Source organism: Erythrobacter sp. NAP1, from assembly GCF_000152865.1.
Classification (GTDB): domain Bacteria; phylum Pseudomonadota; class Alphaproteobacteria; order Sphingomonadales; family Sphingomonadaceae; genus Erythrobacter.
The window spans coordinates 1,847,537-1,860,653 of sequence record NZ_CH672390.1 but is presented as its reverse complement, the minus strand read 5'-3'; the positions used below and the strand labels follow the sequence as shown (position 1 = coordinate 1,860,653).

Annotated in this window: 16 protein-coding genes and 1 tRNA gene; 7 read left to right on the top strand and 10 right to left on the bottom strand. The window is 60.9% G+C overall.

Translation table 11 applies throughout. The features are described from left to right. Positions 1 to 163 precede the first annotated feature (163 nt). On the top strand, positions 164 to 2,365 hold the full coding sequence (locus NAP1_RS08955; RefSeq protein WP_007164956.1) for an RNA degradosome polyphosphate kinase: 2,202 nt from the start codon (positions 164 to 166) through the stop codon (positions 2,363 to 2,365). After that, positions 2,362 to 3,897, top strand: a complete 1,536-nt coding sequence (locus NAP1_RS08950; protein WP_007164955.1) for a Ppx/GppA family phosphatase — start codon at positions 2,362 to 2,364, stop codon at positions 3,895 to 3,897. The genes NAP1_RS08955 and NAP1_RS08950 overlap by 4 nt, the downstream gene beginning before the upstream one ends. On the opposite strand, the gene NAP1_RS08945 is transcribed toward NAP1_RS08950, so the two are convergent. Next, entirely contained in the window at positions 3,894 to 4,784 is an 891-nt protein-coding gene (locus NAP1_RS08945; RefSeq protein WP_007164954.1) for a queuosine precursor transporter, read from the bottom strand. The two genes, NAP1_RS08950 and NAP1_RS08945, sit on opposite strands and share 4 nt — an antisense overlap. 72 nt (positions 4,785 to 4,856) lie before the next feature. Between NAP1_RS08945 and NAP1_RS08940 the strand changes: the two genes are divergently transcribed. Beyond that, positions 4,857 to 4,933, top strand: a tRNA-Arg gene (locus tag NAP1_RS08940). Positions 4,934 to 5,054: 121 nt separating this feature from the next. Continuing rightward, positions 5,055 to 5,405: a hypothetical protein gene (locus NAP1_RS08935; RefSeq protein ID WP_007164953.1), complete on the top strand. Its 351-nt coding sequence runs from the start codon at positions 5,055 to 5,057 to the stop codon at positions 5,403 to 5,405. 9 nt (positions 5,406 to 5,414) lie between these two features. Here the strand turns inward: NAP1_RS08935 and NAP1_RS08930 are convergent, their stop codons facing one another. From NAP1_RS08930 to leuC, 9 genes are all read right to left on the bottom strand, one after another. Then, positions 5,415 to 6,203, bottom strand: a complete 789-nt coding sequence (locus NAP1_RS08930; RefSeq protein ID WP_050750420.1) for an NUDIX domain-containing protein — start codon at positions 6,201 to 6,203, stop codon at positions 5,415 to 5,417. A 286-nt stretch (positions 6,204 to 6,489) separates the two neighbouring features. Further along, complete coding sequence (grxD, locus tag NAP1_RS08925; protein WP_007164951.1) at positions 6,490 to 6,822, bottom strand: Grx4 family monothiol glutaredoxin; 333 nt, start codon at positions 6,820 to 6,822, stop codon at positions 6,490 to 6,492. 39 nt (positions 6,823 to 6,861) lie between these two features. Beyond that, the gene (locus NAP1_RS08920) at positions 6,862 to 7,095 is read right to left on the bottom strand and encodes a BolA/IbaG family iron-sulfur metabolism protein (RefSeq protein ID WP_040464368.1); all 234 of its coding nucleotides are present in this window, start codon (positions 7,093 to 7,095) and stop codon (positions 6,862 to 6,864) included. A gap of 7 nt (positions 7,096 to 7,102) precedes the next feature. After that, positions 7,103 to 7,426 carry a DUF1476 domain-containing protein gene (locus tag NAP1_RS08915; protein ID WP_007164949.1) on the bottom strand — a complete coding sequence of 108 codons (324 nt, stop codon included), beginning with the start codon at positions 7,424 to 7,426 and terminating at the stop codon, positions 7,103 to 7,105. Positions 7,427 to 7,510: 84 nt separating this feature from the next. Continuing rightward, positions 7,511 to 8,509 carry an NADPH:quinone oxidoreductase family protein gene (locus NAP1_RS08910; protein ID WP_007164948.1) on the bottom strand — a complete coding sequence of 333 codons (999 nt, stop codon included), beginning with the start codon at positions 8,507 to 8,509 and terminating at the stop codon, positions 7,511 to 7,513. A 14-nt stretch (positions 8,510 to 8,523) separates the two neighbouring features. Further along, complete coding sequence (leuD, locus tag NAP1_RS08905; RefSeq protein WP_007164947.1) at positions 8,524 to 9,123, bottom strand: 3-isopropylmalate dehydratase small subunit; 600 nt, start codon at positions 9,121 to 9,123, stop codon at positions 8,524 to 8,526. 12 nt (positions 9,124 to 9,135) lie between these two features. Continuing rightward, positions 9,136 to 9,294 carry a hypothetical protein gene (locus NAP1_RS08900; RefSeq protein WP_007164946.1) on the bottom strand — a complete coding sequence of 53 codons (159 nt, stop codon included), beginning with the start codon at positions 9,292 to 9,294 and terminating at the stop codon, positions 9,136 to 9,138. Positions 9,295 to 9,360: 66 nt separating this feature from the next. Further along, positions 9,361 to 9,768, bottom strand: a complete 408-nt coding sequence (locus NAP1_RS08895; RefSeq protein ID WP_040464367.1) for a GFA family protein — start codon at positions 9,766 to 9,768, stop codon at positions 9,361 to 9,363. After that, positions 9,765 to 11,198, bottom strand: coding sequence for a 3-isopropylmalate dehydratase large subunit (leuC, locus tag NAP1_RS08890; RefSeq protein WP_007164944.1), 1,434 nt, complete (start codon positions 11,196 to 11,198; stop codon positions 9,765 to 9,767). Before leuC ends, NAP1_RS08895 begins: the two co-directional genes overlap by 4 nt. A gap of 137 nt (positions 11,199 to 11,335) precedes the next feature. Here leuC and NAP1_RS08885 point away from each other — a divergent pair, with 137 nt between their 5' ends. The 3 genes from NAP1_RS08885 to NAP1_RS08875 all read left to right on the top strand — a co-directional run bounded on the left by NAP1_RS08885 (position 11,336) and on the right by NAP1_RS08875 (position 13,104). Next, entirely contained in the window at positions 11,336 to 11,734 is a 399-nt protein-coding gene (locus NAP1_RS08885) for a thioesterase family protein (protein WP_007164943.1), read from the top strand. A gap of 78 nt (positions 11,735 to 11,812) precedes the next feature. Then, positions 11,813 to 12,607: a fatty acid desaturase gene (locus NAP1_RS08880; protein ID WP_007164942.1), complete on the top strand. Its 795-nt coding sequence runs from the start codon at positions 11,813 to 11,815 to the stop codon at positions 12,605 to 12,607. After that, entirely contained in the window at positions 12,604 to 13,104 is a 501-nt protein-coding gene (locus NAP1_RS08875) for a sterol desaturase family protein (RefSeq protein ID WP_007164941.1), read from the top strand. Before NAP1_RS08880 ends, NAP1_RS08875 begins: the two co-directional genes overlap by 4 nt. Positions 13,105 to 13,117 lie beyond the last annotated feature (13 nt).

Here is a 13,117-nt window from a genome sequence, read left to right as displayed (position 1 = left end):
CGCGCGCCGGTTCACCTGCCTGCGAATTTGACATTCGTGTGACAACAGCGTTTGCGTGATTTACACGTCGCGCGCGCACGAACATTGGGCGCAGTGTATAACGCAGTGAGCGCAACGCGTTGGCGTGCGTCAACAGCCGTGTGGAGCTTCGACAGAAACGCGAATGAGCAGCCAGCCTATTACCAGCGATCAAATCGTTTCGGCGGCGTCTCCGCCGTCGGCACCTCCTGCGTCCATCGCGCCCGGTGGCGAGGCTTACTTCAACCGCGAATTGTCATGGCTGGCCTTCAACGAGAGAGTCCTCGCAGAGGCATGTAACGAGCGTTATCCGCTGCTTGAGCGGCTGCGGTTCCTGTCGATCTCTGGCAGCAACCTTGATGAATTCATGATGATCCGCGTGGCGGGCCTGGTCGGTCAGGCGCAGCGCGGGATCGACAAACCAGCCATCGATGGTCGCACTCCGACCCAGCAACTCAGCGCCATACGCGAAAAGCTGGCCGAATTGTCCGCGCGCCAACAGGATATCTGGCGCAACCTGCATGCGCTGCTTGCCGAAGCCGACATTCATATCGCCGACGAACAGCGAGTGAAGCCCGCCGCTCACAAGTGGCTCGAGGCGTTCTTCCTTGAAGAGATTCTTCCCGTGATCACGCCGCAGGCGCTCGATCCGGCGCACCCATTTCCTTTCGTGCACAACGAAGGAATGGGCCTGCTGTTCACGCTGAGCCGCGATGCGGACAAGGAACAGATCATGGAGATGATCCTGATCCCGACCGCCTTGCCGCGTTTTGTCCGGGTGCCGGGTGACATCGCCGGGGCAGGGGAGGCGGTCTACATCTCGATAGCAAGCCTCATCCAGCGCTACGCAAAGAAGCTCTTCCCGGGCTTCACAATCGAGGGCGACGGACTTTTCCGCGTGCTGCGCGACAGCGATATCGAGATCGAGGAAGAAGCCGAAGACCTCGTGCGCACCTTCCGCAGCGCCATCCAGCGCCGTCGGCGCGGGCAAGTGATCCAGCTTGAGCTGGAAGAGGACTTCGATCCGCAGGGCGAGGAAATCCTACTCCAGCAGCTTGGCGTGCACGAGGCCGCCGTCATCAAGACCGACGGGATGATCGGTATCGACGGCCTTGCCGAGATTGTCGATGAAGACCGGCCCGATCTCAAGTTCGACGCCTATTCACCGCGCTATCCAGAGCGCATTCGCGAACATGATGGAGATGCCTTCTCCGCCATTCGCGAGAAAGACATCGTCATTCACCACCCCTACGAAAGCTTCGAAGTGGTGGTCGATTTCATTCGGCAGGCGGCTGCCGATCCGGATGTCGTCGCGATCAAGCAGACGCTTTACCGTGCAGGGTCTCAGTCCGCCGTCATCAGCGCGCTGATCGAGGCGGCGGAGAACGGCAAGTCGGTAACTGCGGTGGTCGAACTGAAAGCCCGCTTCGATGAGGAACAGAACCTCAAATGGGCGACTAAGCTGGAGCGTGCCGGGGTGCAGGTCATCTATGGCTTCACCGACTGGAAAACCCACGCCAAGGTTGCGATGGTGGTGCGGCGCGAGGAGAGCGGTTTTCGCACATACTGCCACTTTGGGACCGGGAATTATCACCCGATCACGGCCAAAATCTACACCGACATGAGCTTCTTCACCGCCGATCCCAAACTGGGTCGCGATGCGGCGAAGATGATGAATTTCGTCACTGGTTATGTCGAACCGCATGGCCTTGAAATGATCTCGATCGCGCCGCTCGACTTGCGCGAAGAGATCTACGAGCGCATCGACGCCGAGATCGCTAACGCTCGCAAGGGCAAGCCAGCCGCGATCTGGATGAAGTGCAACCAGATCACGGACGAAGGCATGATCGACCGCCTCTACGCCGCCAGCAATGCAGGAGTTCGCGTGGAACTGGTGGTGCGCGGCATTTGCTGCCTGCGCCCGGGAGTCGAGGGCCTTTCGGAGAACATCAGGGTCAAATCGATCATCGGACGCTTTCTTGAGCATTCGCGCATCTACGCCTTTGCGAACGGCCGCGCGATGCCGGGGCCAAATGCACGAGTTTACATCTCTTCGGCCGATCTGATGGGCCGCAACCTCGATCGCCGTGTAGAATCGCTTATTCCGATTACCAACCGGACCGTACATGACCAGATTCTACAGCAGGTGCTGCTCGCCAACATGCTCGACACCGAGCAAAGCTGGTGGCTCCATGCCGATGGCAGCTATTCGCGGGTTGAGACCGACGGGAAGCCGTTCAATTGCCACCGCTACTTTATGACCAACCCCTCTCTGTCAGGGCGCGGGGGCGCCTTGGAGGCGGGAGCGGTGCCTAAGCTCAGCTTGCGCCGGGGACGTGCTGGATGAGCTCGAAACGCAGGCGTGCCGAGCGCGATGGAACATTTGCCGGAGCCACCCCGGGCCGTGCAATCATCGACATCGGCTCCAACACGGTCCGCATGGTCGTTTACGGTGGCACGATGCGTGCGCCAACGGTGCTGCTCAATGAAAAGGTCAGCGCGCGGCTTGGCCGTGATATCGCAACTGATGGCAAGCTTGCCGATGAGGCAATCGACCTCGCTATGCGCGGGCTCAAGCGGTTCGCCCTGTTACTCGACGACCTGGGTGTCGACGACGTTGAGACGGTCGCAACTGCCGCAGTCCGCGAGGCGAGCAATGGCTCCCAATTTGTCAAAGAACTGAAGAAGCTGGGCTTCAAGCCCCGGATCATTTCGGGCGAAGAGGAAGCGTGCTTGAGTGCGAGCGGAGTGGCCGGCGCTTTTCCCGGCGCGACCGGGACCGTCGCCGATCTTGGCGGCGGGAGCCTCGAACTCGTCACCATCGAGAATGGCAAGCCAGGCCAGGCGGTATCTCTTCCGCTCGGCACTCTGCGTCTTCCAGAATACCGCGGAGACTCGCGAAGCGAGATGCGCAAAGCGCTGGAAAAAGCGCTCAAGAAGGGCGCACCTCAAATCGAGAAGGGGCAGCCGCTTTATCTTGTGGGCGGCACGCTGCGCACGATGGCGGTTTACGCCATGCAGGAGCAGGGGCATCCACTATCGGACCCTCATGGCTTTATGCTCGAGCCTGATGAAGCCAAGTCGCACATCGGCAAGGCGCTTGCCAAAGAGAGCGTTGAGAGCCTGAAAGAGCGCGACCGTATCTCCTCAATGCGCGCAGAAAAGCTGCCTGATGCGTCCGTCCTTGCAGAGGCGATGCTTTCGCGCTTTGGCCCCAGCTGCCTCATCTTCTCGTCATGGGGCCTGCGCGAAGGCCTGCTCTACGACCGGCTACCCGATCACGCGAAAGCGCAAGACCCACTGCTCGCCGGTGTAGGCGTTTTTGCGACCCAGCGCGGCTCTCCCCAGACGCTGGCTGCGCGGATAGCGGGCTGGACCGTCGATGCTGCCCCTCCGCAAAAGCATGGGACCGAACGGCTTAGACTAGCTGCAACCATGCTGGCTCTCGCATCGATGCAGATCGAGCCCAACATCCGTTTGCCACAGGCAATCGACTGGGCGCTGCACAAACGCTGGATCGCTGTCAGCAGCAAGGACCGCGCTATGCTCGCCGCAGCAATCGCGGCGAACGGCAACGCTCTCGATCTGCCCGACGAAGTCCGCGAGCTTGCCAGTGAAGACGCTTTGAACGAAGCCATGTGCTGGGGCCTTGCGGTGCGCCTCGCTCGCCGCTTGGGCGCGCGTTCGCGGCGTTCGCTTCAGGTCAGCCGTCTGCTGGTCGCGGACAAGACCCTCGTCCTGCGCCTTGCTGAAAGCCACGAGGCCTTGTTTGGCATCCCGACCGAGAAGGACATGAAGCTGCTCGCGGGCAGGCTCGGAGTCGACTGGAAGGTCGATATCATTCCCGATGACGAGCTTCTCGAAAACGAGCTGATCTAGGCTGATGACTTGGTTTCCTTGCCCGAAAAGGGTGAGAAATCAGTGTCGGTGTCGAACAGGTCCACGCCTTCGGCCTTCTTGAGCTTGGCGACGACCAGATAGGTCACGGGGGTGAGCGCGGCTTCCCAGATCACCTTGAGCAGCCAGTTTGTGATCATCACGGTGATGACGGCCTCGGTGGTCCAGATGCCGAGGAAGGCGACCGGATAGAAGATCAGGCTGTCGACACCTTGTCCCACCACGGTCGAGCCGATGGTGCGGGTCCACAGGGCCTTGCCCTTGGTCCAGACTTTCATCTTTGCCATGACATAAGAATTGACGAACTCGCCAGCCCAGAACGCGGTGATCGAGGCAAGCACGATGCGCCAGGTGCTCCCAAAAACGCTTTCATAGGTTTGTTGGCAGATCGAGCCTGTTGGTCCGGCGGGATCGGTGGTGGAGGTAAGAGGGCCTTGCCCGTCAAACCCGCTCGCCCCGCAAGCCCATCCGTCAAAGGCTGGCAAGCTGACCACGACGTAGCTCATGAACGCGAGGAAGATCATCGCCGCAAAGCCGGTCCAGATCACTCGCCGCGCTCTTGCGAAGCCGTATATCTCGGTCAGGACATCGCCGATGACGTAGCCAAGCGGAAAGAACAGGATGCCCGCGCCATAGATAAACACCCCATCGGGAGCGGGCCACCAGCCTTCGGGCCAGAACGCGACGTCGACAAAAGTCAGTTTGGCCGCACCGATAATATTCGACAACAGCAGGATCGCAACGAAAGCCGCCATGACGAAATCGTAGTAGCGGAAAGTCACCGGTGCATGGCTGGTCGCCTGGATTCCGTCATTCGGGTCTTGGTCGAAGGCGGCGCCGGGATCGGCCGGGTCGGATGCGTTTTCCATATGCGCGGGCACTAGCGCGATTCCCATTCGCCGCAAAGCACGCTAATGGGGGCCGGTTCCGACCAGGAATGCGCGCCCGTAGCTCATCTGGATAGAGCGCGAGACTTCTAATCTTGAGGCAGCAGGTTCGAGTCCTGCCGGGCGCGCCAACTTTCATCCATCGCAGCTCAGACACGGCTGGTGCCGGGATGGATCTCGTTGCGCGCCGAGTCCGCTCCCGTTCATCTTGGAATGACAAGTGTAGTCATCGAAGCAAACAGGAGACCAACCATGACCCGTATCCTCGTCGCCTCGCTGGCAGTTGCCGGAACTCTCTTCTCAGCGCCTCTAGCTGCGCATGACCGCGAAATCGTTGTCGAGCGCTACCGCTCGCTTCCGCCTTCACCCAACAACTTCACGAACAAATGGTGGGTCGATTACCAGACCGACATAAGCGAGGCTCGCCGCGAGCTGCGCAGCGATCTGCGCCGTGCGACCGATGCAGAAGACCGCTTCGATGCGCGCCGCGAATATGAGCGCGAGCTTGAAGATGCCAAATACGATTACGAGAAAGAAATGCTCGAGCGCGGCTATCGCGTCGTCAGTTTCCGCGAGAACCGCTACCGCATGGCGCGTCGCTAGAGCGCCAAGTCAGCCGCGCGCGACAGTTTCGAGCAGTTCGGAAGTGATCGGGTAGCCCGCGTCCTCCATGATCGTCAGCATCGGTTGGGCACCAGTGGTGTCGACGCGCGGGACGATCGTCTTGACGGGGATCGCTTCGGCCTGCGCGCGTGCCTCTTCGAAACTTGCGAAGAGGGCTAAGCGTTCCAGATTGCGGCGGGTCGGGAAGATAAGCTTGATCTCGCCTTCCTCTGCCATCTTCAGCGCGCCCTTGGCGCTGGTCCAGAAGAGGCGGGTGTTTTCAGAATTGTCGATCGAGACATCGACTTCGCCGGTGCCCAGATCGGCAAGGTAGAAGCGCGTGTCGTAGACGCGTGAAAGGTTCTCGTTCTTGGGAAACCAACGAGCGAAGGGCACGATCTGATCGAGGTCGAGTGTCCAACCGAACGCTTTCAGCACTGGCTCAAGTTCGTTGCGCTTTTCAAGCATCGCGCGGGCCTCGGCGGCTTTTGATGCGTCGATATCGCCTGCAAGTCCAAGCGCCAGTCCGGTTTCCTCGAGCGTTTCGCGAATTGCGGCGATCTGGTGTGCAGCCTCATCGGAGGTGATCGCGCCGCCGCTGTCTGCCGCGGCATCCTCCCCGAGAGCGAAGTCGTCAGGATCGACCCGGCCACCGGGAAACACCGCCATACCGCCAGCGAACACCATGGTGCGCGATCGGACCGTCATGAGCACCTGAGGGTCGCCGCCTTCAGGATCGTTTCGGAAGATGATGATTGTGGCGGCGGGAATACCTTGCGGTGCAGATTCGCTTGTCATGTAGCCAGTGATGGCGCGGCTTCGCCCGCTTGCCAAGGGCAGTGAGGCGTGGTGTCGGGATCCCTTACAGCCGAGACAAAAGTTAAAGGCTGCTAACCATCATAAACGGCACAATTCCGGGGCTTCGCTGTTTTGGCACGACAAGTGCATGAGAGAGCGCGAAGAATGTGGTCTTCGAATTGAGGTGCGGCCTTCCTGGTCTCTGGGTCTCACCTCCCCAAAGAAAAAGCCGCCTCGCACTTCCCGTTGCGAGGCGGCTTTTTTCTTTGCCGATCAGCGAAGACGGTCAGCTTTCGATCTTGGCGACTTTGTTCTCGTCCATCATCTGCTGAAGTTCGCCCGCTTCGAACATTTCCATCATGATGTCGCTACCACCGACAAACTCGCCCTTCACATAAAGCTGGGGGATGGTGGGCCAGTCGGAGAAGGTCTTGATCCCCTGACGCACTTCCATGTCCTGGAGCACATCGACGCTTTCATACTGAACGCCGCAATGGTCGAGGATCGCGACTGCGCGGCTTGAAAAGCCGCATTGCGGGAAGAGCGGGGTGCCCTTCATGAACAGGACGACGTCGTTCTCGCCGACGAGGGTGGAAATGCGGGTGTTGATATCAGCCATTCTAAAGGGCCTTCGTTCTGGGTGTTCTTGTGTCGAAAACTACGTGGGGACCACGGTGGTCACTTGCAAGGCGTGCAGTTCGCCGCCCATGCGCCCGCCGAGAGCGGCGTAGACCATCTTGTGCTGCTGCACGCGGGTCTTGCCAACGAATTGCGGAGCGGTCACGACCGCCGCCCAGTGATCGTTGTCGCCTGCAAGGTCAGTGAGTTCTACGCTCGCACCGGGCAGGGCAGCGAGGATCGCCGCTTCGATATCAGGGCCGGACATGGGCATGGGGCGATCAGCTCTCGCTCATGTATTGGCGCTTGGCCTCGATCGCCATTTCTTCGAGCTTTGCGCGGATGTCGGCTTCGCTGACATTGGTGTCCGCTGCGGTCAGATCGCCGAGCAGCTTGCGAATGACGTCTTCATCACCGGCTTCCTCGAAGTCGGCCTGTACGACAGACTTCTTGTAGGCCTCAGTTTCTTCGGGCGTGAGGTTCATGATCCCGGCAGCCCATTCGCCGAGCAGGCGGTTGCGGCGTGCCGCGATCTTGAATGCGGTTTCTTCGTCGAGTGCGAACTTGGCTTCTTCGGCGCGTTCGCGGTCTTTGAAATCGGTCATGGTGATCCCCTTGGAAAATACCTGCTTGAAATAGGGTCGGGCAGGGCGCGCGGCAACAGGCTTTCGCCCTGCTGACCCGTCAATTTAGTCCATCGTAACGACAAGCTTGCCGACTGCCTCGCGGTTTTCGAGCTTGGCGATCGCTTCGCCCGCGCGTTCGAGCGGGAAGGTTTCGGAAACGAGCGGGTCGATCTTGCCTTCCTTCATCAGCGCGAAAAGCTCCTTCACCTGCTGCACGAACTTGGCCGGCTCGCGTGCGGTGAAAGCGCCCCAGAAGACGCCGCAAATGTCGCAAGATTTGAGCAGCGTAAGGTTGAGCGGCATTTTCGCGATCCCCGCCGGGAAACCGACGACCAGAAAGCGGCCTTCCCATGCGATCGAACGAAGCGCGGGTTCGGAATACTGGCCGCCCACGATATCATAGACGATGTTGGCGCCGTTCGGTCCGCAGGCTTCCTTGAACTTGTTGGCGAGGTCTTTGGAGGCCGCTTTGTCCATCTCCTCGCGCGGATAGATCACCACCTCGTCAGCGCCGGCCTTGCGGGCTACTTCGCCCTTGGCCTCGCTCGACACAGCTGCGACCACGCGCGCACCGAACGCCTTGGCGAGTTCGACCGCCGAAAGACCAACGCCGCCTGCCGCGCCAAGGACGAGGACGACATCGCCTTCCTTGATGTGGCCGCGGTCCTTCAGGCCGTGGATCGTGGTGCCGTAGGTCATCAGCAACGATGCAGCCTTTTCGTGCGGCACACCGTCGGGAACCGGGAACATGCGATTGGCAGGCACGATCGCCTTTTCGCGAAGCCCGCCATTGCCGATCCCGGCCATGACATTGTCGCCAACCTTGAAGCCTTCGACGCCTTCGCCAACCGCTTCGATCACGCCAGCGATCTCACCACCAGGCGAATAGGGACGCTCCGGCTTGAACTGGTAAAGGTCGCGGATCATCAGCGTGTCGGGATAGTTGATCGCGCAAGCCTTCACCGCGACCAGTACCTCGCCCTTGCCGGGCTTGGGCGTGTCGATCTCGTCGAGCGTCAGCGTTTCGGGGCCGCCGACTTCGTGCGTGCGGATGGCTTTCATGTGAGGTCTCTCCCTTAGATATTGGTGCCTGCCGCGACCCACGCCTGCGCGGAACTGCGGCGGTCTTCGAATGTGCTGATCGCGTCGCTGCTTTCGAGCGTGAGCGACACTTCATCAAGCCCGCCGAGAAGGCAGTGCTTGCGAAATGGATCGATCTCGAAGGTGAAGCGGTCCTGAAACGGTGTCGTGACGGTCTGGTTTTCAAGGTCAACGGTGATCTCATGGCCATCCCTTGCCACTTCCATCAGCCGGTCGATCACTTCCTGCGGCAGGACGACGGGCAGGATGCCGTTCTTCACCGCATTGCCTGAGAAGATGTCCGAATAGCTCGGTGCGATCACCGCGCGAATGCCGAGGTCGAGGATTGCCCATGCGGCGTGTTCCCGGCTCGATCCGCAGCCGAAATTGTCGCCCGCGATCAGGATTGGTGCACCTTTGTAGGCAGGGTCATCGAAGACATTGTCTTCGCTTGCGCGAATGCTCTCAAAAGCGCCTTCGCCAAGCCCTTCGCGGCTGATCGTCTTCAGCCACTTTGCCGGGATGATTATGTCGGTGTCGACATTCTTTGCGCCGAAGGGAATGGCGCGGCCTTCGACCTGAGAGATGGGATCCACTTGCCCGTCCCTTTAGTCGGTTTCGGGCGGCTCGCCCGAGGGGATTGTCTTGGAAGGCTCTACGGGCTTCTTCGCCTTCGAGCGCTTTCCTGCATAGAGGAGAGCTGCGGCGATAGCTGCAGAACCGATGGCACCGGCAGCGGCGATAGCGGCTTTGGAAGTCTTGGTCATTGGTGTCTCATGCTGAGGGGTGAGGGGAAAGGCAAGGGGCAGTTGAGTAGGTAGGCAGTTCTGTCGTCAGGCGATCAGCACGTCTTGTCCGATCACGCCTCGTTCGCGCCGCTCGCTTGGCTCTGATACTCCATCCCAGCCCAGGCCGTCCATGAAGCGGGCTTCGATACCTGCTAACTCGGCTGGGTGGAACAGTCGCATATTCGCGCCCATCCGGTCCACTTGCGAGGCCTCGCTGGCAATCCAGTGGGTCGTCGCGCCGCAATGGCTGCATGAATGAAGCTCGACTATCGGATTGTCGATGTCTTCGCGTTGAAAGCAGACCGTCTCGCCTGTCACACGAAGCGCTCCGCGTGAGAAGTAGCTCCACGCCGCTCCGCTTTTCCGGCACAGGCTGCAGTCGCAAAATGTGATCGAGGTTGGGCGCTCGGGCAACGCTACCTCCACCCTGCCGCATAAGCAGGTCGCCTTCATTCGGTCAGTTCCCTCACGTCCGTAAGCTTGCCGGCGACGGCGGCCGCAGCGGCCATTGCAGGCGAAACGAGGTGCGTGCGAGCGCCGGGGCCCTGGCGGCCTACGAAGTTGCGATTGCTGGTCGAGGCGCAGCGCTCGCCTGCGGGCACCTTGTCGGGGTTCATGCCGAGGCAGGCCGAGCAGCCCGGCTCGCGCCATTCGAAACCTGCATCGGTGAAGATACGATCGAGCCCTTCCTCCTCCGCCTGGCGCTTCACAAGGCCCGATCCGGGCACGACGATCGCCCAGCGCACGTTGTCGGCCTTCTTGCGGCCCTTCAGAACCTTTGCCGCGTCGCGCAGGTCTTCGATGCGGCTATTGGTGCAGCTGCCGATGAAGACGTTTTCGATCGCGATCTCCGTCATCGGCGTGCCGGGGGTGAGGCCCATGTAATCGAGGCTCTTGGCCGCCGCGGCTTGCTTGGATGGATCAGCGAAGCTGTCAGGTGATGGGACTGTGCCAGTGATTGGGAGCACGTCTTCAGGGCTTGTGCCCCATGTGACGGTTGGCGCGACATCGGCGGCGTCGATCGTAACCGATTTGTCGAACTGGGCGCCCTCGTCGGTGCGAAGCGTGTTCCAGTATGCGACCGCATGATCCCAGGCGGCGCCCTTGGGCGACATCGGGCGACCCTTGAGGTAGCGGAACACGGTTTCATCGGGCGCGATCAATCCGGCGCGCGCGCCCGCTTCGATGCTCATGTTGCACACGGTCAGACGCTGTTCGACGCTCATCTCTTCAAAGACACGGCCACGATATTCGATCACGTGGCCTGTGCCACCGGCTGCACCGATCACGCCGATGATGTGCAGGATCAGGTCCTTGGCGGTCACACCGGGGCCCAGTTCGCCGTCGACACGCACCTCCATCGACTTGGAGCGCTGGAGCAGCAGCGTTTGCGTCGCGAGCACATGCTCGACCTCGCTCGTCCCGATCCCGAAGGCCAACGCGCCGAGGCCGCCATGGCTCGCCGTGTGCGAATCGCCGCATACGATCGTGGTGCCGGGGAGCGAGAAGCCCTGTTCCGGGCCGACGACGTGGACGATCCCCTGCTCGGCATCGGCATCGCCGATATAACGGATGCCGAAATCGGGAGCGTTGCGTTCAAGCGCTGCGAGTTGCGCTGCGCTCTGCGGGTCCTCGATTGGCACCTTGCTGCCTGCCGCATCGCGCCGCGCCGTCGTCGGCAGATTGTGATCGGGCACAGCAAGGGTGAGTTCGGGCCGACGAACTGAGCGCCCTGCAAGCCGCAGTGCCTCGAAAGCTTGCGGGCTGGTTACTTCGTGCACGAGATGGCGGTCGATATAGATGATCGCGGTCCCGTCATCGCGGGTCTCGACCACATGGTCGTCCCAGATCTTGTCGTAGAGAGTGCGCGGTTTGCTGGCCATTGGAAGGGGTCTTTCAGGTCTTTCGAGCCATGCGTTAGCGTCGGGCTGAGGCTTGAAGCAAGCCGCACTCTGCTTTCGATGCGATTTCGGTGCAGTTTGTCATGGCAATGCAGGGCTTCTTACGCTAACTGACATTCATGTCAGCAATGCCCTTCCGCTTCCCCATCACTGTCACCCCCGAAGACATCGACTTCATGGGGCACGTCAACAATGCGCGTTACCTCAACTGGGTGCAGGATGCGGTGCTGGCGCATTGGCGCGGTCTTGCGCCGGCAGAGGAGGTCGCGTCCAAGGCGTGGGTCGCCCTCAAGCACGAGATTACCTATCGCAAGCCCGCTTTCCTCGAAGACGATGTGATCGCGCAAACCGTGCTCGAACGATTCAACGGGGCGCGCGCATTTTACCACACCGTCATCCGCCGCGGCGAGGATGTGCTGGCCGAAGTGCAATCGAGCTGGTGCTGCATTGATGCCGAAACGCTGCGTCCCGCGCGCATCGGAGAGCATCTGCGCGAGTTCTTCTTCCCGGAAGACTGAGCGTCTACAAGCGATTGTACAGGCAGCCATGCGTCCCCTATACGCAACCCGATGGCCGCCCCTAGCGTATCTACCAACATGAGCGAGCAACGCTTCACCTTGCCTTATCGCAGCGCGCAGGGGCTGATCGGCCTTGCCCTTGCCGCGCTGATCGCTGGCGGGTGGCTGGGTATCCATGCCTACGCGATGTTCGTGTTTGAGCTTTCATGGTCGAACCTGCCCTTCGCGATCCTCATGGCGGCGGTGCAGTGCTGGCTTTCCGTTGGCGTCTTCATCGTCTGCCACGATGCGATGCATGGCAGCCTGCTGCCGGGCAAGGGGAGAGTGAACGCTGCGATCGCGACGGTGCTTCTGTTCCTCTATGCGGGCTTTGCCTGGCGCACCTTGCGCGACGCGCATCATACGCATCACCGGCTCGCCGGGCACAAGGGTGATCCCGATTTCGACGAGGACAACCCGTCGAGTTTCGCGCGCTGGTACTGGACCTTCTTCAAGCGCTATTTCGGTTGGCAGTCGCTGATCTTCGTGCACACCGTGGTCGGCATCTACTGGCTGGTGCTGGGCATCCCGATGGTGCAGATCGTGCTGCTTTACGGAGCGCCTGCGCTGCTTTCCTCGCTCCAGCTGTTCTACTTCGGCACCTACCGCCCCCATCATCACGCCGATGCCAAGCCGTTTGCCGACAAGCACAATGCGCGCACCGATGGCTTTTCGACGCTCACGAGCCTTTTGACCTGCTTTCATTTCGGCTATCATCTCGAGCATCACCACCGGCCCGACGTGCCATGGTGGGCGCTGCCCGCCGCGCGCCGCGCGAGGGTGGTTGAACAGTCGTATGAAGCAGGAACCGTGAGGAAGGAGATCGCAGCATGAGTTGGCCCGCAGCCATCGCCGTCACGCTTGGCGCGCTGATCTTCATGGAGTTCTTTGCGTGGTATGCGCACAAGTACATCATGCACGGCTGGGGCTGGGGCTGGCACCGCGACCATCACGAGCCGCACGACAACAAGCTTGAAAAGAACGACCTGTTCGCGGTCGTCTTCGGCACGATCAACGCAGGCATGTACATCTTCGGCGCGCTCTATTGGGACGCGCTGTGGTGGGCGGCCTTGGGCGTCAACCTCTACGGCGTGATCTACGCGCTCGTTCATGATGGCCTCGTCCATCAGCGTTTTGGTCGGTACGTGCCCAAGAACGCCTATGCCAAGCGGCTGGTGCAGGCTCACCGTCTTCACCACGCCACCATCGGCAAGGAGGGCGGGGTGAGCTTCGGCTTCGTGCTCGCGCGCGATCCGGCCAAGCTCAAGGCCGAGCTTAAGCGCCAGTCGCAAAGCGGCGAGGCTATCGTCCGCGAGAGTGCCGGGGCCTGATCGGCCTGACCGG